The organism is Pantoea sp. X-Soil-MYKO-1289 (genome assembly GCF_059730625.1).
The window spans coordinates 1,881,343-1,900,004 of sequence record NZ_AP036004.1; the positions used below are offsets into that span (position 1 = coordinate 1,881,343).

The 18,662-nt window shown below is 60.8% G+C and carries 17 protein-coding genes; 5 read left to right on the top strand and 12 right to left on the bottom strand.

Features of this window, described 5'->3' with window-relative positions:
* Nucleotides 1–25: 25 nt before the first annotated feature.
* The gene (gene gstA, locus AC6I7Z_RS09040; protein WP_497813929.1) at nucleotides 26–631 is read right to left on the bottom strand and encodes a glutathione transferase GstA; all 606 of its coding nucleotides are present in this window, start codon (nucleotides 629–631) and stop codon (nucleotides 26–28) included.
* 145 nt (nucleotides 632–776) lie between these two features.
* Entirely contained in the window at nucleotides 777–2,273 is a 1,497-nt protein-coding gene (gene dtpA / locus AC6I7Z_RS09045; RefSeq protein WP_497813930.1) for a dipeptide/tripeptide permease DtpA, read from the bottom strand.
* A 681-nt stretch (nucleotides 2,274–2,954) separates the two neighbouring features.
* On the opposite strand from dtpA, the gene AC6I7Z_RS09050 reads away from it, so the two are divergent.
* Nucleotides 2,955–3,653 (top strand): CTP synthase C-terminal region-related (seleno)protein, encoded by a 699-nt coding sequence (locus tag AC6I7Z_RS09050; protein WP_497813931.1) that lies wholly within the window; start codon nucleotides 2,955–2,957, stop codon nucleotides 3,651–3,653.
* 24 nt (nucleotides 3,654–3,677) lie between these two features.
* Here the strand turns inward: AC6I7Z_RS09050 and nth are convergent, their stop codons facing one another.
* The 9 genes from nth to ydgT all read right to left on the bottom strand — a co-directional run bounded on the left by nth (nucleotide 3,678) and on the right by ydgT (nucleotide 11,315).
* Nucleotides 3,678–4,313: an endonuclease III gene (gene nth / locus AC6I7Z_RS09055; RefSeq protein ID WP_497813932.1), complete on the bottom strand. Its 636-nt coding sequence runs from the start codon at nucleotides 4,311–4,313 to the stop codon at nucleotides 3,678–3,680.
* A complete protein-coding gene (locus AC6I7Z_RS09060) occupies nucleotides 4,310–5,014 on the bottom strand; it encodes an electron transport complex subunit E (RefSeq protein WP_497813933.1) in 705 nt (234 codons plus the stop codon). The genes nth and AC6I7Z_RS09060 overlap by 4 nt, the downstream gene beginning before the upstream one ends.
* Entirely contained in the window at nucleotides 5,007–5,639 is a 633-nt protein-coding gene (rsxG, locus tag AC6I7Z_RS09065) for an electron transport complex subunit RsxG (RefSeq protein ID WP_497813934.1), read from the bottom strand. Before rsxG ends, AC6I7Z_RS09060 begins: the two co-directional genes overlap by 8 nt.
* A gap of 3 nt (nucleotides 5,640–5,642) precedes the next feature.
* Nucleotides 5,643–6,701, bottom strand: a complete 1,059-nt coding sequence (gene rsxD, locus AC6I7Z_RS09070) for an electron transport complex subunit RsxD (RefSeq protein WP_497813935.1) — start codon at nucleotides 6,699–6,701, stop codon at nucleotides 5,643–5,645.
* Complete coding sequence (gene rsxC / locus AC6I7Z_RS09075; RefSeq protein ID WP_497813936.1) at nucleotides 6,702–9,275, bottom strand: electron transport complex subunit RsxC; 2,574 nt, start codon at nucleotides 9,273–9,275, stop codon at nucleotides 6,702–6,704.
* Nucleotides 9,268–9,846 carry an electron transport complex subunit RsxB gene (gene rsxB / locus AC6I7Z_RS09080; RefSeq protein ID WP_497813937.1) on the bottom strand — a complete coding sequence of 193 codons (579 nt, stop codon included), beginning with the start codon at nucleotides 9,844–9,846 and terminating at the stop codon, nucleotides 9,268–9,270. The genes rsxC and rsxB overlap by 8 nt, the downstream gene beginning before the upstream one ends.
* Entirely contained in the window at nucleotides 9,846–10,427 is a 582-nt protein-coding gene (gene rsxA, locus AC6I7Z_RS09085; RefSeq protein ID WP_033747388.1) for an electron transport complex subunit RsxA, read from the bottom strand. The genes rsxB and rsxA overlap by 1 nt, the downstream gene beginning before the upstream one ends.
* A gap of 123 nt (nucleotides 10,428–10,550) precedes the next feature.
* On the bottom strand, nucleotides 10,551–10,994 hold the full coding sequence (locus AC6I7Z_RS09090) for a DUF2569 domain-containing protein (protein ID WP_033747386.1): 444 nt from the start codon (nucleotides 10,992–10,994) through the stop codon (nucleotides 10,551–10,553).
* Nucleotides 10,995–11,099: 105 nt separating this feature from the next.
* Nucleotides 11,100–11,315 (bottom strand): transcription modulator YdgT, encoded by a 216-nt coding sequence (gene ydgT, locus AC6I7Z_RS09095; protein WP_497813938.1) that lies wholly within the window; start codon nucleotides 11,313–11,315, stop codon nucleotides 11,100–11,102.
* Between the two features lie 712 nt (nucleotides 11,316–12,027).
* On the opposite strand from ydgT, the gene ytfQ reads away from it, so the two are divergent.
* Genes ytfQ through yjfF form a run of 4 tightly spaced genes read left to right on the top strand, consistent with a single transcriptional unit; the run spans nucleotide 12,028 to nucleotide 16,545 of the window.
* Nucleotides 12,028–12,984 (top strand): galactofuranose ABC transporter, galactofuranose-binding protein YtfQ, encoded by a 957-nt coding sequence (ytfQ, locus tag AC6I7Z_RS09100; RefSeq protein ID WP_033747382.1) that lies wholly within the window; start codon nucleotides 12,028–12,030, stop codon nucleotides 12,982–12,984.
* A 54-nt stretch (nucleotides 12,985–13,038) separates the two neighbouring features.
* Nucleotides 13,039–14,559, top strand: a complete 1,521-nt coding sequence (gene ytfR, locus AC6I7Z_RS09105; RefSeq protein ID WP_497813939.1) for a galactofuranose ABC transporter, ATP-binding protein YtfR — start codon at nucleotides 13,039–13,041, stop codon at nucleotides 14,557–14,559.
* Nucleotides 14,552–15,562 (top strand): galactofuranose ABC transporter, ATP-binding protein YtfT, encoded by a 1,011-nt coding sequence (gene ytfT / locus AC6I7Z_RS09110; protein WP_497813940.1) that lies wholly within the window; start codon nucleotides 14,552–14,554, stop codon nucleotides 15,560–15,562. Before ytfR ends, ytfT begins: the two co-directional genes overlap by 8 nt.
* A complete protein-coding gene (gene yjfF / locus AC6I7Z_RS09115; protein ID WP_497813941.1) occupies nucleotides 15,559–16,545 on the top strand; it encodes a galactofuranose ABC transporter, permease protein YjfF in 987 nt (328 codons plus the stop codon). The genes ytfT and yjfF overlap by 4 nt, the downstream gene beginning before the upstream one ends.
* Before the next feature lie 607 nt (nucleotides 16,546–17,152).
* On the opposite strand, the gene araA is transcribed toward yjfF, so the two are convergent.
* Nucleotides 17,153–18,655 (bottom strand): L-arabinose isomerase, encoded by a 1,503-nt coding sequence (gene araA, locus AC6I7Z_RS09120; RefSeq protein ID WP_497813942.1) that lies wholly within the window; start codon nucleotides 18,653–18,655, stop codon nucleotides 17,153–17,155.
* Nucleotides 18,656–18,662: the final 7 nt, after the last annotated feature.

Consider the following 18,662-nt stretch of genomic DNA (forward strand, 5'->3'; position numbering starts at 1 on the left):
GCCGATATCGCATCGGCCCCGTTAGTCAGGCGGCGCCTTCCGCCTTCAGCGCCGCCTGCACCGCAGGCCGCTGCGACGCGCGCTGAAACCAGGCATCCAGCGCCGATAGCCCTTCCAGCTCCAGCTTCAGCGCCTGCGCCCAGCGCACCATCACGTAAAGATAGGCGTCCGCCACGCTGAAGCGCAGCCCCATCAACCACTGCTTGTCCTGCAGCGCCTTGTCGACAAAGCGAAACTGCTGCTCCAGCCGGGCGCGCAGCAGAGGCTTGTAGCTGTCGGGCGTATCGGACTTAAACAGCGGCGTAAAGGTTTTATGCAGTTCGCTGCTGATAAAGCTGAGCCACTCCAGCGTGTGGTAGCGCGTCAGGCTGCCGACCGGCGCCAGCAGCTGGCGATCGGGCTTCAGATCCGCCAGATACTGCACAATCGCCACGCCTTCGGTCAGGATGGTGCCGTCATCCAGCTCCAGCGCCGGCACCTGGCCTTTTGGATTGATTTGCCAGTAATCTTCGCTGCATTCGGTGACTTTTTTCATCAGATCGACATTGACCTGCGTGAAGTCGAGCCCGCACTCACGCAGCACGATATGCGGCGAAAGCGAGCAGGCGCCAGCTTTACAGAACAGTTTCATCACGGACCTCCGGATTGCGACAGGATCATTGCAGCTTAATGCCTCGTCGCCGAATTGCCAGTGACCGCGATCAAGCGTTGCCTCTGGCCCGGAAAAGGATAAAAAAAAGCCGGGCGCATGGCCCGGCTGCATGTTACCTGAACGATCAGGCCTGCGCTTTTTTCAGCTCTTCTTGCGGCGTCTGCGCCATGCGGTTCAGCAGCGGTGCGGTCAGCAGCATCAGCACGGCGATCACGCCGGTCACGATGCCGATCTGCTGGAAGACGCTGCTGTAGACGCTCAGCGAGGCGAGCGGATCGGTCACGTTCTCCGGCACGGCCATCAGGCCCGCCACTTTGCCGGCGATCATCGCCGCGCCAGCGGTGGTGAGGAACCAGGAGCCCATGATAAAGCCCATCAGACGTTGCGGCACCAGCTGCGCCACCATCGCCAGACCGAGACCGGAGATCATCAGCTCGCCGATGCTCTGCAGCGCATAGCTCAGGATCAGCCAGTTAACTGAAACGATACCGGCATCCGAGGCGAACTTCGCGCCCAGCGGCAGCACCAGGAAGGCGGCCGAGCAGAGCACCATGCCGATAGCGAATTTAAACGGCATCGGCAGACGGTCGCCCAGCTTGTTGTAGACCGCAGCCAGCAGGGGGCTCGCCAGCATAATCCAGAACGGGTTGAGCGCCTGGAACTGCTCGGGTTCGAAGGTAATCCCCAGAATGGTGTGTTCGACGTTGCGAATCGCAAAGAAGTTAAGCGAGGTCGGCATCTGCATATAGAGCACGAAGAAGACAATCGCTTCGACCATCAGCAGAAAGGCCACGATCATTTTGCGACGCGCCGCGCCTTTCAGCGAGAAAGCCTCTTTGGCGAAGATCAGGATAATGCCCAGCGCGACCACGCCCAGGGTAATGCGCGCGATAGTCTGGTTATGCAGCAGCCAGGTGGCGATAGCGACCAGCACCACTACGCCCACCAGCGTCATCAGCAGCTTGCTGACGTTAAGCGGCGCGAAGTCCGGCTTCGAGCCGTAGTTTTTCACCAGGCCTTTGCAGAACAGGAAGTTAAGCAGGGTAATCACCAGACCGACAACCGAAAGGGAAAAGGCTACGCTCCAGCCATATTTCGCCGCCAGCCAGGGGGTCAGCATCATCGAGAAGAGCGAGCCGACGTTGATTGACATGTAGAACATGGTGAAGGCGCCGTCGAGACGCGGGTCATCTTTCTCGTAGCAGGTAGAGAGCAGCGAAGAGGGATTCGCTTTAAACAGCCCGCTGCCTACCGCGATGGTCGCCATGCCGACATAGACCATGCCGACGTCATGGCCGGAGAAGGCCACCAGCGCGTAACCCAGCGCCAGCACGATGACGCCCAGCACGATAACGCGCTTGGTGCCCAGCACTTTATCGCCCAGCCAGCCGCCGATGGCCACCAGGCCATAAACCAGCGCGCTAAAAGAGGCGAACAGCGTAATAGAATCCGCTTCCGACATGCCCAGCTGTTTAACCAGGTAAACAGCCATGATGGCCTGCAGGCCGTAGAAACCGAAGCGCTCCCACAATTCGATCGAGAAGATCAGGTAGAAGGCCTTCGGCTGTTTGAACGCATTGAGGCTAACGGCCTCATCAGTGTGTTTGTTTGCAGTTGACACGTGTACCTCAGTTTTTCGCGTACCCTGTTTTACGACAGGAAATAAGTCCGCGTCATGTCAGGATTCCATGCGCGACATTGTTATTAGTAGGGAAAAGCGGCGCCTAATGTGGCTGATTAAGCGCATCAGGGCAAGAATTTTTTGAATGCTGAAAACCCCTGGTGAGGTAAGGTTTAAAAACTTAACCACGCGGGGGAATCGGATTTAAATTTCAGTGGTAAAGATTATATCAGAACAAACGTTTGTTTTTCACGCTTGCCTGTCCATATTAACAAGATAAACTGCTTTTGAGGTAACGGGCAGTTTATGGTGTCAGTGATTGATAATTAATCAGATTATTATGCCGCATTTATGACGTTTATTAGCCAGTTTGCATAAGTATCAGGCAATTTATCTTCTGGAACGCGGCGCAGCGCGGCAAAAGTTGATCTCTCACACAAAATTTGCAATTAATTCATGGAGTAAAAGAAGAAAGCGTTTGTGCTGGCATAAACGGCGGTAAAAAAGCGGCGATAAGGCAAAAAGCAAGGGGAAAAAACGATAACGCTTCGACGGATGGAAAGATGCGTTTTTTAGCGCCTTTACTCAACCTTGTTGTCAGATAAAAATTGCGATTTTTACCGTATCGACATCAAATTAACGATCCGGTAACCTCGAAATTTCCCCTTACAGGACGTTATCATGGCAGCTTCTTTGAACCTGGCGCTGGTAGGCGATTATCGCGCCAGCGCCGTTGCGCATCAGGCTATTCCTCTGGCTATCGAGCGCGCCGCCGCGCATCTGGGCGCCGCCGTCAGCTTTCGCTGGCTCGCGACTGACCAGCTCGGCGATCTCAGCGCCGTCAAAAAGAGCGACGCCGTCTGGGTGGTGCCGGGCAGCCCCTATAAACACGACGAAGCGGTGTTTGACACCATACGCTGGGCGCGTGAGCAGCAGCATCCCTTTCTCGGATCCTGCGGCGGTTTTCAGTATGCGGTGATTGAGTATGCCCGCAGCGTGCTGGGCTGGCAGGATGCGAACCACGCCGAAACCGACGAGGGCGGCCGCATGGTCATCGCGCCGCTCAGCTGTTCGCTGGTGGAACAGCGGGGCGAAGTCAGGTTCGCGCCGGGATCGCGCATCGCCGAGGCCTACGGCGCGCAGTCAAGCGATGAAGGCTACCACTGTAATTTCGGCGTTAATCCCGCGTTTAGCGAGGCGCTGGAAGGAGAGAACCTGCGTATCACCTCCTGGGACGCTTCAGGCGATGTGCGCGGCATTGAACTGACCGATCACCCGTTCTTCGTCGCGACGCTGTTTCAGTCGGAGCGGGCCGCGCTGCAGGGGAAAGATTCGCCGCTGACGATCGCCTGGCTACAGGCGGCGCTGGCAGGGCGCTGAGGCATGACGGGCGCGGTGCGCCCGTTAGATTTCCGTCTTGTCGGGAAACTCGCACAGATCTTCAATCAGGCAGGCGCCGCAGCGCGGCTTGCGCGCGACGCAGGTGTAGCGGCCATGCAGGATCAGCCAGTGGTGGCAATCCACCTTAAACTCGGCGGGGACCACTTTCAGCAGCTTCGCCTCTACCTCTTCCACGTTCTTGCCTGGCGCGAAGCGAGTACGGTTGCTGACGCGAAAAATATGGGTATCCACGGCGATGGTCGGCCAGCCGAAAGCGGTGTTCAGCACCACGTTAGCCGTTTTGCGCCCGACGCCCGGCAGCGCCTCCAGCGCGGCGCGATCTTCCGGCACCTCGCCGCCGTGCTGCTCCAGCAGAATACGGCAGGTTTTGATTACATTCTCAGCCTTGCTGTTATACAGGCCGATGGTCTTGATATGCTCCTTCACGCCCTCTACGCCCAGCGCCAGCATCGCGGCGGGGGTATTTGCCACCGGATAGAGCTTCGCTGTCGCCTTATTGACGCTGACGTCGGTCGCCTGCGCCGACAGCAGCACGGCGATCAGCAGCTCGAACGGCGACGTGAAATGGAGTTCGGTGGTGGGGTGCGGGTTGTTGTCCCGCAGCCGGGTAAGGATTTCTCTGCGTTTCGCCTGATTCACACCGCTTTCCCTGCAGGCGCGTGCGGCTCGGCCGCCGCGGCTTCCGCCTCGCGGCGCGCGGCGCGCTGTTTCAGTTTCTGATCGATCAGATACTTCGCGGCCAGCAGCATGCCGAGGCCGATAAAAGCCCCTGGCGGCAGCATCGCCAGCAGCATCGGCGAGTCGAAATGCACCACCTCGATGCGCAGCGCCCTGGCCCAGGGGCCGAGCAGCTGATCCGCGCCGTTAAACAGCGTGCCGCTGCCGATCAGCTCGCGAATCGAGCCGAGAGTCACCATGGCGCAGGTTGCGCCCATGCCGATGGCGAAGCCATCCAGCGCGGCGAGGGGAATGCTGCTCTTCGAGGCGACCGCTTCGGCGCGGCCGACCACGATGCAGTTGGTGACGATCAGCGGAATAAAGATGCCGAGCGACTCATAAAGGCCATAGGCGTAGGCGTTGATCAGCATCTGCACGCAGCTCACCACCGAGGCGATGATCATCACGTAGATCGGGATGCGGATTTCCGACGGCACCCAGCGGCGCGAGGCGGAAATGGCGCTGTTGGTTATGGTCAGCACCAGCGTGGTCGCCAGGCCGAGTCCCAGCGCGTTGGTCGCCGTCGAGGTGACGGCCAGCAGCGGGCAGAGCCCCAGCAGCTGCACCAGCGCCGAGTTGTTTTTCCACAGGCCGCCTACCAGCAGGTTTTTGGCTTCACTCATTTGCCTCTCCACATTCGGGCAGCGACGAGACGTTGCCGCTCAGCGTTTCAATCAGTAGCGCGGCGCGCTTCGTGGCGTTAACCACGGCGCGCGGCGTGATGGTGGCGCCGGTAAACTGGTCGAACTCGCCGCCATCTTTCTTTACCGCAAAGGCTTTGTCATCGGCGCCGTGCACCACTTTGCCGTTAAAGCTGTTAATCCAGTCAGAGATCCGCAGCTCGATCTTGTCGCCAAGGCCGGGGGTTTCGTGATGTTCGATAACGCGTACGCCCAGCACCTTGCCGTGAAAATCGGCGCCGACCAGCATCTGTATCGCACCAGAATAGCCATCCGGCGCGGTGGTCTCAAGCGCGGCCGCCACCGGCGCATCGCCTTTGCGCGCCAGATAGAGGTGGTGCGGCGCGGCGTTGCCCAGCGCGGCATCGGTGACAAGGTAACATTCGCGCTGAATCTGATTATCGTACAGATCGACCGGCACCACCTGATCCAGCAGGTTTTTCTGATTCAGCGCCGTTTGATGGGCAATGGTGGGTTTGGTCACGTAGTTCACCACGGCGGTCAACCCGGTGGTGAACACCGCGAACAGCGCCAGGGTAACGGCGTTTTTACGGATAGTCTCAAGCATCGATCACTCCTTGCGATGGCCGTAGACGCGCGGCTGCGTGTAGTAATCGATTAGCGGCACGCAGATATTCGCCAGCAGCACGGCAAAGGCGACGCCGTCGGGATAGCCGCCGAAGCTGCGGATCAGCCACACCAGCAGACCAATCAGCGCGCCGTAGAGCAGACGCCCGCGGTTGGTGGTGGAGGCGGTTACCGGATCGGTGGCGATGAAAAACGCGCCGAGCATGGTGGCGCCGGAAAAGAGGTGGATCAGCGGCGTGTTAAGGCTCTCCGGCGAGATCAGCCAGCCCAGCGTGGCGCAGAACGCCAGCGACAACAGCATCGCCGCCGGAATATGCCAGCGAATGGCGTTTTTCCACAGCAGAAACAGGCCCCCGGCCAGATAGCCAAGGTTGATCCACTGCCAGCCCAGGCCGGCCAGCACGCCGGTATAGATCGGCTGCGCCAGCAGCTGCTCCGCGCTGTGGCCGGCGCGCAGGCCGGTTTTAAAGGTATCCAGCGGCGTCGCCTGGCTGATGCCGTCGGCGCCGATCTGCAGCTGCTGCATGGTTTCGCCCGCCAGCGTATGGCCGGAAAAGATCATGCTCAGCGAATCGAGCAGCCCCGGTTTCACCACCTGCAGCGCATCGGGCGGCAGCCAGCTGGTCATCTGCACCGGGAAAGAGATCAGCAGCACCACATAGCCGACCATTGCCGGATTGAACGGGTTCTGGCCGAGACCGCCGTAGAGCTGCTTGGCGATCACGATAGCGAACAGGGTGCCGATCACCACCAGCCACCAGGGCGCGAGCGGCGGCAGGCTAATGCCGATAAGCACGGCGGTCAGCAGCGCGGAGTTATCCGCCAGGCTGGGAGCGATCGGCGCCTTGCGCAGCCGCAGAATGGCCGCTTCCGCCAGCCATGCGGTCAGCACCGCCAGCAGCACCTGCAGCACGCTGCCATAGCCAAAGAAATACCATTGCGCGGCGAAGCCGGGGACGGCCGCCAGCACCACCAGCAACATAATGTTGCCGGTGCTGCGACGGTTATGGGTATAAGGGGAGCTTGCGATACGAAAAGCCATTTATTCCTCAAACGTCGACGGCGGCTGCGCTTTACGCGCTTTCGCCCGGGCGATAGCGGCAGCGACGGCTGCCTTGCGCGCGTCTTCCGACGGACGCGCATCACTGTTGGCAACGTCGAGGGTCACGACGTCCTTTTCTGATGCCTGCGCGGCAGCGGCTTTCTTTGCTTTGGCGCGGGCGATAGCGGCTTCAACTGCCGCCTTGCGCGGATCAGCCGGCGGCACATCCTCGACCGGCTGCACCTCTTCGGTGGGCGTGCCGGCGGCGGCCTGCGCGGCAGCGGCTTTTTTCGCTTTGGCGCGGGCGATAGCGGCTTCAACTGCCGCCTTGCGCGGATCGGCCGCTGGCGCGTCGTCGACCGGCTGCGCCTCTTCGGTGGGCGTGCCGGCGGCGGCCTGGGCCGCTTCAGCTTTTTTCGCTTTGGCGCGGGCGATAGCGGCTTCGACTGCCGCCTTGCGCGGATCAGCCGGCGGCACATCCTCGACCGGCTGCACCTCTTCGGTGGGCGTACCGGCGGCGGCCTGGGCCGCTTCAGCTTTTTTCGCTTTGGCGCGGGCGATAGCGGCTTCAACCGCCGCCTTGCGTGGATCAGCCGGCGGCACATCTTCGACCGGCTGCACCTCTTCGGTGGGCGTGCCGGCGGCGGCCTGGGCGGCAGCGGCTTTCTTCGCTTTGGCGCGGGCGATAGCGGCTTCAACTGCCGCCTTGCGCGGATCAGCCGGCGGCACATCCTCGACCGGCTGCACCTCTTCGGTGGGCGTGCCGGCGGCCTGGGCCGCTTCAGCTTTTTTCGCTTTGGCGCGGGCGATAGCGGCTTCGACCGCCGCCTTGCGCGGATCGGCCGCCTCACTCTGGGGGGCTTCCGCCGCTTCCGGCTGCGCGACTTTCTTCGCTTTGGCGCGGGCGATGGCGGCTTCCACCGCCGCTTTGCGCGGATCTTCCGTCTGGCGGGTCACCGGCTGGGTTTCTGCCTGCGCTTCCGCCTGACGCAGATGCGCCTGCGCATGGCGCGCCTGACGCTGCGCTTCTTCCACCGCCGGATCGACGACGCCCGCCGCCTGGCGTTTCGCCATCACGCGTTCGCGGGCGGCGGCCAGTTCGCCTTCGTCGCTGCGCGCCACGCGCTGCTTCGCCTGTTCATGCTTCGCTTCGCGCGCCAGCTTCTCGCGTTCCAGACGCGCCTGGCGCGCCTCGAAGCGCGCTTTCGCCTCGGCGGTGCGCTTCGCTTCAAGATCGATGGCGCGCAGTTCCGCCTTCTCCTGACGGTAGTACTGCACCAGCGGAATATTGCTCGGGCAGACATAGGCGCAGGCGCCGCATTCGATGCAGTCGTCGATATGGTGGGCGCGCGCTTTATCGTGATCGCCGCCCTGGCTGTACCAGTAGAGCTGCTGCGGCAGCAGCTTCGCCGGGCAGGCGTCGGCGCAGGCGGAGCAGCGAATACAGGACTGTTCTTCTTCGTTGTTGCCCATTTCACTGGCGGAGGGCGCAAGAATGCAGTTGGTGATCTTCACCACCGGCACGTCGAGCGACGGCAGGGTAAAGCCCATCAGCGGGCCGCCCATAATCACCATCTGACGCGGCGCGGGCGTAAAGCCGACCTGATGCAGCAGATGGCTGATGGGGGTGCCGATGCGGCTCCAGACGTTGCGCGGCTGCGCAATCGCCTCGCCGGTCAGGGTCACCACGCGCTCGGTGAGCGGCTCGCCGTCGATCACCGCGCGCTTCACCGCCCAGGCGGTGCCGACGTTCTGCATCAGCACGCCGATATCGGTAGAGCGTCCGCCGTGCGGCACTTCCAGTCCGGTCAGAATTTTGGTGAGCTGCTTCGCGCCGCCGGAGGGATATTTAGTCGGAATCACGCGGATTTGCAGATCGCGCTCGCCGCCCAGCGCCTGCTTCAGCGCGGCAATCGCTTCCGGCTTGTTGTCTTCGATGCCGATCAGCACGCGCTCGGCCTGCAGCACCCAGGCGAGGATGCGGCTCCCTTCCAGCACTTCGGCGGCATAATCCTGCATCAGGCGATCGTCGGCGGTGATATAGGGCTCGCACTCGGCGGCGTTGATAATCAGGGTTTTCACCCCGCGCAGGCCGCCGCGCAGCTTGGTGCCGGTAGGGAAGCCCGCGCCGCCAAGACCGGCGACGCCCGCGTCGTGAATGCGCTGCACGATGGCGGCGCGCTCGCGCTGGCGGTAGTCCGCCATCGGCTCAAGCAGCGTCCAGCGATCCTCGCCGTCCGGCGACATAAAAATACACAGCTCCGACAGCCCGGAGGGGTGCGCGGTCATATGCTGGCCAATGGCGTCAATGGTGCCGGAGGTCGGCGCATGCACCGGCAGCATCCGGCCGCTGCCGAAAGTCAGCGGCTGACCGCGCAGCACGCGATCGCCCGGCGCGACGCAAATCTCGCCCTCATGGCCGATATGCTGCTTCAGCGGGATAATAAAGCGGTCCGGCAGCGGCAGCTGGCTCAGCGGCGTGCCGTTCGACTGGGTTTTCATTTCCGGCGGATGAATGCCGCCTTCGAAATCCCACAGCTTCTCTTTACGAAAGATATTTAACAGATTAAGCATGACTTTCTACCGGGATCACCCGTACAGGAATGGTCTCAAGATCCCATTTCCAGTTAGCGGTGGTGGTCGCCACCGGACGCATCTCGATGCAGTCGGTGGGACAGGGCGCGACGCAGAGGTCGCAGCCGGTGCAGACGTCGCTCAGCACGGTATGCATCGCGCGCGTTGCGCCGACGATGGCGTCGACCGGGCAGGCCTGGATGCACTTGGTGCAGCCAATGCAGTTCGCTTCATCGATCCAGGCGACGGTGCGCACCGGCTCTTTCGCCGTTTCGTCGCCGTCAATCGGCTGCGGGTCGACGTTCAGCAGCGCCGCCAGCTTGAGCATGGTCTGCTCGCCGCCCGGCGCACATTTATTGATCGCCTCGCCGTTATTGCCCACCGCGTCCGCATAGGGACGGCAGCCGGGATAGCCGCACTGGCCGCACTGGCTTTGCGGCAGCAGTTCGTCGATCTGCTCGACGATGGGATCTTCTTCAACCTGGAAGCGGCGCGAGGCATAGCCGAGCAGGGCGCCGAACACCAGGCTCAGCGCGCTCAGAACGATAATGGCAATCCAGATCGCGCTCATCAGAATTTCACCAGACCGGTAAAGCCCATAAACGCCAGCGCCATCAGGCCGGCGGTCACCAGCGCGATAGAGGAACCTTTAAAGGGCGCAGGCACGTTTGCCAGCACCAGACGCTCGCGCATGCCGGCGAACAGCACCATCACCAGCGAAAAGCCGAGCGAGGCGCTGAAGCCGTAAAGCGCCGCCTGCAGAAAGGTATGATTCAGATTGACGCTGAGCAGCGGCACGCCGAGCACCGCGCAGTTGGTGGTGATCAGCGGCAGAAAGATGCCGAGCAGACGGTAGAGCGACGGGCTGGTTTTACGCACCACCATTTCGGTGAACTGCACCACGACGGCGATCACCAGGATATAGGCCATAGTGCGCAAGTAGACGAGGTCGAGCGGCACCAGTATCAGGTGGTTCACCAGCCAGGCGCAAATCGACGCCAGCGTAATGACGAACGTAGTCGCCAGGCCCATGCCGATCGCCGTTTCCAGTTTTTTGGAAACGCCCATAAAGGGGCAGAGGCCAAGAAATTTCACCAGAACGAAGTTGTTCACCAGCACAGTGCCTACAAACAGCAGCAGATAATCGGTCATTTTTTCGCCATTGATTCGGAAAGCGGCCCATTATCTGTGATCTGTGACGCTATCTCAACCACTGCGCGAAACGCCGCGCGCTGTTTCGCACTCAGAATTAAATTATTGACGAAACTCACGGCGTTACGGCTGGATAAAGGTCGATTTCACCCGCTGAGAGCGTTTGAAATAGGGCACGAACACCGCCGCGGCCAGCAGCGCCAGCAGCAGCGTCTGGGCGGCCTTGCCGTCGGAGACCGGCGTAAAAGCGAAGGTCTTCAGCGCCAGCAGCAGCGTGACCAGCAGCCAGATAATGTAGTGGCGCGGCAGACGACGCGAGCGCTTGCAGAAAATCCAGCAGACCCAGAGGCTGTAGAGCCAGACGGCGAGCGCGGTCAGCAGGGAGATCGCCCAGTTGGTCACCAGCATGCCGCCATGCGAAAACAGCGTCGCGCGCCATACCGGATTGAACAGAGGGCTGAGGTACATCGCCAGCACCATCGCGCTGGTGAGCATCATCATAATCAGCCAGGCGAGCGGCACAAGCAGCCAGCCGCCCAGACGCGGCGCAGTTACCGATTCGTTCATGGAGGAGATCCTGTTGCGACAAGGAAAGCGGGTGAGGATAACACGTTCAGACAGGGCCTGCCTGTGCAGAAGCGGCGTCTTGCCGGCAGGCCAGATAACCTCTAATCAGACCACGTAACGCCACACCGTTTTCGGCACGCGGCCGAGGTCGTAGAGTCGCCCGCCAGACGCCAGCTCTGCGCGTCGGTGATCCGCCGCACGGTACATGCTGATGATCTCGCTGTCATCGGTAAGCGAGTAGTTAAGGTGATCGTAGAGTTTTTCCAGACTTTCCAGATTATTCACTTTGCGGAATTTGAGAAGGTAATCTTGCGCAGTCATGATTGCCGTAATTAGAGAGAACAGAGAAGCGGTCAGTATAGGGAGCAGGCGCAGAGTGTCCAGCGACTTATTCTGGGAAAAAGACAAATTATTAATTTTTTTAATCAATGCGCTAAAAAACCCACTTTTTAACATACAAGCATAAATAAAGCGAAACGGCAAAAACCTGACAAACCGCTCTCCGCGCCGTGCCGCTGCGCTTAGCGGCGTAAGGGCAGCGCGCGCACGTTACTCCCGCTTTCCTGAAAGAAAACCGCCTCGCCTGAGGTAAGAAAGTATCCTGAATTACTTACCCCGACGCGCTGGCTGGATTAAGCCAGAGGATATTCCCTCTTGTCTGGCGCAGGGCTGATTTAACCCGCGCGGTAATTCTGCTGGCCCGAGCCTTCAAGGCGCACCACTGTGCGGGAAATCACAAAATTGTTATCTCGCCAGCAAGGCAGGCGGTGACCAAAGTTTACGTATTATTGTAATCGCTTTCAGAGGAAGATTTCATAAGCGATTCTGTTTATTACATTTATTTAACCAGCACGTTTACATAACCCAGTCGTTTTGTCCATGAACAATAGCGTGCCAGACTGCCATACCTGCACGTAACCCCTTTAATTTGAACCGATTTGTGAAGCGCGTCGCCCTTATTCAGGCCGATTTGCGCCAGGCTAAACGGGCTCTTTACCCTTACTCGCAAAAGCCCTTCAGAGGAATGCAAACTATGTGGAAACGTTTACTTTTGACCAGCCTGGTCAGCGCCGCGCTAGCTGCGCCGGTTATGGCGGCAGACCTGACGGTCGGCTTCTCTCAGGTCGGCTCCGAATCGGGCTGGCGCGCAGCAGAAACCAGCGTGGCGAAAAGCGAAGCGGCGAAACGCGGCATCACGCTGAAAATTGCCGACGGTCAGCAGAAACAAGAGAACCAGATCAAGGCGGTACGTTCATTCATCGCTCAGGGCGTCGACGCGATTTTTATCGCGCCGGTGGTGCAGACCGGCTGGGAGCCGGTGCTGGAAGAAGCTAAAGACGCCAAAATCCCGGTTTTCCTGCTCGACCGCGCCATCGTGGTGAAAGATAAATCGCTCTATATGACGGTGGTCACCGCTGACAACGTGCTGGAAGGCAAGCTGATCGGCGACTGGCTGGCGAAAACCGTCGGCGACAAGCCGTGCAACGTGGTTGAACTGCAGGGCACCGTGGGCGCCAGCGTCGCCATCGACCGCAAGAAAGGCTTTGCCGAGGCGATAGCGGGCCATCCGAATATCAAGGTGGTGCGCTCGCAGTCGGGTGACTTTACCCGCAGCAAGGGTAAAGAGGTGATGGAGAGTTTTATTAAGGCGGAAAACAACGGCAAGAATATCTGCATGGTTTACGCCCATAACGACGACATGGCGATCGGCGCGATTCAGGCGATCAAAGAGGCGGGGCTGAAGCCCGGCAAGGATATTCTCACCGGCTCAATTGACGGCGTGCCCGATATCTATAAGGCGATGCTGGCGGGCGAGGCTAACGCCAACGTCGAGCTGACGCCAAATATGGCAGGCCCGGCATTCGACGCGCTGGAGAAGTTCAAAAAAGACGGCACGCTGCCGCCGAAGATCACCAAAACCGAAACCCGCCTCTTTTTGCCTGCCGATGCGCAGGCGCAGCTGGATTTGAAAAAAGGCATGGGTTACTGAGCCGCGAGCCGCTCTCCTGAGCGGCTTTTTATCTGTTGAGGCGGGGCTGACAAAATGATTAGGCACAATGACGATGCGCTGCTCACCATCAGCGGCGTCAGCAAAGGGTTTCCCGGCGTGAAGGCGCTGGATAACGTATCGTTTAGCGTGCGCAAAGGCGAGATCATGGCGCTGCTGGGCGAAAACGGCGCGGGCAAGTCGACGCTGATTAAGGTGCTGACCGGGGTCTATAGCCGCGACGCGGGCACGCTGACGCTGAACGGGCAGACCATTGCGCCGCGCAGCACCGCCGATGCGCAGAAGATGGGTATCGGCACCGTCTATCAGGAGGTCAATCTGCTGCCGAATATGTCGGTGGCCGACAACCTGTTTATCGGGCGCGAGCCGCGCCGCTTCGGCATGGTGGACCGCCGCAGGATGGTGCGCGACGCCGACGCGCTGCTGCGCAATTACGGTTTTATTCTCGACGTGACGCGTCCGCTGGGGCACTACTCGGTGGCGATGCAGCAGATTATCGCCATCTGCCGCGCGGTCGATCTCTCGGCGCAGGTGCTGATCCTCGACGAGCCGACCGCCAGCCTCGACGCCAGCGAAGTGGAGATGCTCTTTACCCTGATGGCGCAGCTGAAGGCCAAAGGGATGAGCCTGATCTTCGTCACGCACTTTCTCGATCAGGTCTACCGCATCACCGACCGCATTACGGTGCTGCGCAACGGCCAGTTTATCGCCACGCGCGATACCGCCACGCTGCCGCAGATTGAGCTGATTAAGCTGATGCTGGGGCGCGAGCTGCTGGAAACCGCGCTGCAGCGTCAGGGCAGCACGCTGCGCAGCAATCAGCCGGTGGCGTCGTTTCGCGACTACGGCAAGAAGGGCACCATCGAGCCTTTCGACCTTGAGGTGCGTCCTGGGGAAGTGGTGGGCCTGGCCGGCTTACTCGGCTCCGGCCGCACCGAGACCGCCGAGGTGCTGTTCGGCATTCGCCGGCCCGATCGCGGCACGGCGACCATTAAAGGCAAACCTCAGACGATCCGCTCGCCGGCGCAGGCGTCGCGGCTCGGCATCGGTTTTTGTCCGGAGGATCGCAAGACCGACGGCATTATCGGCGCCGCCTCGGTGCGCGAAAATATTATCCTGGCGCTGCAGGCGCAGCGCGGCTGGCTGCGTCCGATTAAGCGGCGCGAACAGCAGGCGATCGCCGAGCGCTTTATCAAGAGCCTCGGCATCCGCACGCCGCACGCCGAGCAGCCGGTGGAGCTGCTTTCCGGCGGCAATCAGCAGAAGGTGCTGCTGTCGCGCTGGCTGGTGACCAAACCGCAGTTTCTGATCCTGGATGAACCCACGCGCGGCATCGACGTCGGCGCCCACGCCGAGATTATTCGCCTGATCGAATCCCTGTGCGCCGATGGCCTGGCGCTGCTGGTGATCTCTTCCGAGCTGGAGGAGCTGGTGGGCTATGCCGATCGCGTGGTGATTATGCGCGACCTGAAACAGGTGGCGGAGATCCCGCTTGAGCAGCTTTCGGTGGCGTCGATTGTTAACGCCATCGCGGACGGAGGGGCACAACATGCTTGAATCCCATATGACGAAGCCAGAACGCCGTAAGTTTCGCCTGCCGCCGGGCCTGCCGCAGATCGCCGCGCTGATTCTGGTGCTGCTGGTGGATAGCCTGGTGGCGAATAATTTTTTCGCCGTGCATCTGCAGGAGGGTCGTCTGTTCGGCAGCCCGATCGATATTCTTAACCGCGCCGCGCCGGTGGCGCTGCTGGCGGTCGGCATGACGCTGGTGATCGCTACCGGCGGCATCGATCTTTCGGTGGGCGCGGTGATGGCGATTGCGGGCGCGACCGCCGCTACCCTGACGGTGTCGGGCCACAGCCTCACGACGGTGATTTTGTCCGCGCTGGGCGCCGGGCTGCTGTGCGGGCTCTGGAACGGCGTGCTGGTGGCGCTGCTGCGCATTCAGCCTTTTGTCGCCACGCTGATTTTGATGGTGGCGGGGCGCGGCATCGCGCAGCTGATTACCCAGGGGCAGATCGTGACCTTCGACAGCGCGGCGCTCGGATGGCTGGGCAGCGGGTCGCTGTGGCTGCTGCCGGTGCCGGTGTGGATTACCCTCGCGGCGGCGCTGCTGGTCTGGCTGCTGACGCGCAAGACCGCGCTCGGGCTGTTTATCGAGGCGGTGGGGATTAACCTGCGCGCCGCGCGCAACGCGGGCGTGACCGGCTGGCTGGTGGTGATGTCCACCTATGCGATCAGCGGGCTGTGCGCGGCGGTGGCGGGCCTGATCGTGACCGCCGATATTCGCGGCGCGGACGCCAATAACGCCGGCCTGTGGCTGGAGCTGGATGCGATTCTCGCGGTGGTGATCGGCGGCGCCTCGCTGATGGGCGGCCGTTTTAATCTGGTGCTGTCGCTGATCGGCGCGCTGATTATTCAGGCGATGAATACCGGCATTTTGCTTTCCGGTTTTCCGCCGGAGCTGAATCAGGTGGTGAAGGCGGTGGTGGTGATGGGCGTGCTGCTGCTGCAGTCGCCGCGCTTTCTGGCGATGTTGAAACGGAGACGGCCTCAATGATTAAACGTCATCTTCCCCTGATGATTACGCTGCTGGTATTTGTCGCCGGCTATCTGTTCTGTCTGAGCCAGTTTCCCGGCTTCGCCTCGACGCGCGTGATCTGCAATATTCTGACCGATAACGCTTTTCTCGGCATTATCGCCGTCGGCATGACGTTTGTGATCCTCTCCGGCGGCATCGATCTGTCGGTGGGCGCGGTGATCGCCTTTACCGGCGTGTTTCTGGCGCGCGCCATCGGCGATTTGCATATTCATCCGCTGCTGGCGTTCGCCATTATTTTGGCCGCGGGCGCGCTGTTCGGCGCCATGATGGGCTGGCTGATCGACGCGCTGAAGATCCCGGCGTTTATTATTACGCTGGCGGGGATGTTTTTTCTGCGCGGCTGTAGCTATCTGGTGTCGGAGAATTCGATTCCCATCGATCATCCGCTCTACGCCACGCTTTCCAGCCTGGCGTGGAAGGTGCCGGGCGGCGGGCGTCTGAGTTTGCTGGCGCTGGTGATGCTGCTGGTGGTGGCGGGCGGCATTTTGCTGGCGCACCGTACGCGCTTCGGCAATCAGGTTTACGCGATCGGCGGCAGCGTGACTTCGGCGCAGCTGATGGGCATTTCCACGCGCGCTACCACGATTCGCATTTATATGCTGTCGACCACGCTGGCGACCCTGGCGGGCATTGTGTTTTCTGTTTATACCTCGGCGGGTTATGCGCTGGCGGGGCTGGGCGTCGAGCTGGACGCTATCGCCTCGGTGGTGATCGGCGGGACGTTGCTTTCCGGCGGCGTCGGGACGGTGCTGGGCACGCTATTTGGCGTGCTGATTCAGGGGCTGATTCAGACCTGGATTAATTTCGACGGCACATTGAGTTCCTGGTGGACCAAGATCGCCATCGGTATTTTGCTGTTCGCGTTTATCGCGCTGCAGCGTTTGCTGACGGTGATGTGGGATCGGCAGAAGAATGCGCCGGTGAAGCGGATAGCGACCTGAGAGTTTGTTTTTGACTAAGCCGCCTGAGGGCGGCTTTTTTGTGGTTATGAGAGTGTGCGGCGTGGCTGGTGTTAGGATATGAGTACGAGCGGTAAGCTATAGCTGTGAGAATGTGCAGCGTGAAAGCGGGTTCTGCCCGATCGCAAAGAATGCCCGCATCCATGCGGATCGGCCTCGCCATCCTGGCTCGGACGCTTTGCTCTTCGGGCAGAACCCCCTTCCACGGATGGGCATTTTTATGGCTGCATGAAACAACCGCAATTATGTGGCTCGGACGCTTTGCTCTTCGGGCAGAGCCCCCTTCCACGGTTGAGCATTTTTATGGCTGTTAGACAAACCGCACAGAGGTTCATAAAGGAGGGAGGATGGGCAGTGGAGTGAAGCGTCCGAGCCATGGACAAAAACGCCGGGAGCGTTTTTGAATAACGCGTAGCGTTGGCCCGCTTGCGGGCGAGCCCCAGGGATGGGGCGAGTAAGGCGAGGCCGAGGCTCCAGGGATGGATTTACGCCGTCTTCACGGAACTGCCCATCTTCCCGACTGATCAGCTCAGGCCTGATAAAAAACGCCGACTTTAAAAGTCGGCGCTGATTTCTCTCTAACCGCAGCTTAGCGCTTCGAACGGTAATAAACCTCATTCCAGCGCAGCGCGTCTTTAAACGCCGGCAAACGCGTATGCTCGTCAATCACCAGCACTTCGATGTCGTTCATCTCGCCGTAGAGATACATATCCTCCAGCGTCAGCGCCTGGCTGAATACCGTATGATGCGCGCCGCCGCCCAGAATCCACGCTTCCGACGCGGTGGCCAGCGACGGCTGGGCGCGCCACAGGGCGCGTGCGACCGGCAGCTTCGGCAGCGGCTTCGGCTGCTCAATCGCATCTACCACGTTCACCAGCAGGCGGAAACGGTCGCCCATATCGATCACGCTGGCGTTGACCGCGCGGCCGGCCGGGGTCGAGAAGATCAGGCGCGCCGGATCCGCTTTGCCGCCGATGCCGAGGAACTGCACGTCGATCAGCGGCTTCTCCTCTTTGGCGATAGAGGGGCAGACCTCCAGCATATGCGAGCCTAATACCAGATCGTTGCCGGGCGAGAAGTGATAGGTGTAATCCTCCATAAAAGAGGTGCCGCCAGGACGGTCGCCCGCCAGCACTTTAAAAATGCGCAGCAGCGCGGCAGTTTTCCAGTCGCCTTCGCCGGCGAAACCGTAGCCCTGGCCCATCAGGCGCTGCACCGCCAGTCCTGGAAGCTGCGTCATGCCGTGCAGCGTCTGGAAATTGGTGGTGAAGGCTTTGCAGCCCTCGTCGTCGAGAAAGCGCTTAATGCCGATCTCGATACGCGCCGCGTCAAGCACGTTCTGGCGCTTCTCGCCGCCGCTGGCCGCCACGTCGCTGAAGCGATAGAGGCTCTCGTACTCGTCAATCAGCGCGTTAACCTCGCCGTCGCTTACCTGATTAATCACCTCGACCAGATCGCCGACGCCCCAGCCGTTGACCGCGTAGCCGAACTGGATCTGCGCCGCAACTTTATCCCCTTCGGTCACCGCCACTTCGCGCATATTGTCGCCGAAGCGCGCCACTTTCAGCTGCTGGCTGCTCTGCTTCGCGAAGGCGGCGCGCATCCAGTTGCCGATGCGCTGCTGGCTCGCCGCATCCTGCCAGTGGCCGGTGATCACGCTGTGCTGCAGCCCCATGCGCGCGCCGATAAAGCCGAACTCGCGGCCGCCGTGCGCGGTCTGGTTCAGGTTCATAAAGTCCATATCCATACTGTCCCACGGGATCTCCGCGTTGAACTGGGTATGGAACTGCAGCAGCGGCTTGTTCAGCACGCTGAGCCCGCCGATCCACATTTTGGCGGGCGAAAAGGTGTGCAGCCAGGTAATGATGCCGACGCAGCTGTCGTCGTGGCTGGCGTCGCGGCAGAGCGCCAGCGCTTCATCCGGCGACTTCACCAGCGGTTTGGCGATAAGCTTTAACGGCAAGGCGGAAGAGGCGTTCAGGCCTTCGACCACCTGGCGCGCGTGCTCTTCGACCTGACGGAGGGTTTCCGCGCCGTAAAGATGCTGGGTGCCAATCACAAACCATACGCTGTGCGCGTTGTACTGATCCATAAAACCA

Bases quoted from the DNA above. Each gene is read 5' to 3' on its own strand.
- rsxD (WP_497813935.1), bottom strand. From the start codon at position 6,701: ATGGCTTTTCGTATCGCAAGCTCCCCTTATACCCATAACCGTCGCAGC.
- ydgT (WP_497813938.1), bottom strand. From the start codon at position 11,315: ATGACTGCGCAAGATTACCTTCTCAAATTCCGCAAAGTGAATAATCTG.
- rsxG (WP_497813934.1), bottom strand. From the start codon at position 5,639: ATGCTTGAGACTATCCGTAAAAACGCCGTTACCCTGGCGCTGTTCGCG.
- AC6I7Z_RS09050 (WP_497813931.1), top strand. From the start codon at position 2,955: ATGGCAGCTTCTTTGAACCTGGCGCTGGTAGGCGATTATCGCGCCAGC.
- araA (WP_497813942.1), bottom strand. From the start codon at position 18,655: ATGGATCAGTACAACGCGCACAGCGTATGGTTTGTGATTGGCACCCAG.
- ytfR (WP_497813939.1), top strand. From the start codon at position 13,039: ATGATTAGGCACAATGACGATGCGCTGCTCACCATCAGCGGCGTCAGC.
- AC6I7Z_RS09060 (WP_497813933.1), bottom strand. From the start codon at position 5,014: ATGAGTGAAGCCAAAAACCTGCTGGTAGGCGGCCTGTGGAAAAACAAC.
- rsxA (WP_033747388.1), bottom strand. From the start codon at position 10,427: ATGACCGATTATCTGCTGCTGTTTGTAGGCACTGTGCTGGTGAACAAC.
- rsxC (WP_497813936.1), bottom strand. From the start codon at position 9,275: ATGCTTAATCTGTTAAATATCTTTCGTAAAGAGAAGCTGTGGGATTTC.
- ytfT (WP_497813940.1), top strand. From the start codon at position 14,552: ATGCTTGAATCCCATATGACGAAGCCAGAACGCCGTAAGTTTCGCCTG.
- AC6I7Z_RS09090 (WP_033747386.1), bottom strand. From the start codon at position 10,994: ATGAACGAATCGGTAACTGCGCCGCGTCTGGGCGGCTGGCTGCTTGTG.
- ytfQ (WP_033747382.1), top strand. From the start codon at position 12,028: ATGTGGAAACGTTTACTTTTGACCAGCCTGGTCAGCGCCGCGCTAGCT.
- rsxB (WP_497813937.1), bottom strand. From the start codon at position 9,846: ATGAGCGCGATCTGGATTGCCATTATCGTTCTGAGCGCGCTGAGCCTG.
- gstA (WP_497813929.1), bottom strand. From the start codon at position 631: ATGAAACTGTTCTGTAAAGCTGGCGCCTGCTCGCTTTCGCCGCATATC.
- yjfF (WP_497813941.1), top strand. From the start codon at position 15,559: ATGATTAAACGTCATCTTCCCCTGATGATTACGCTGCTGGTATTTGTC.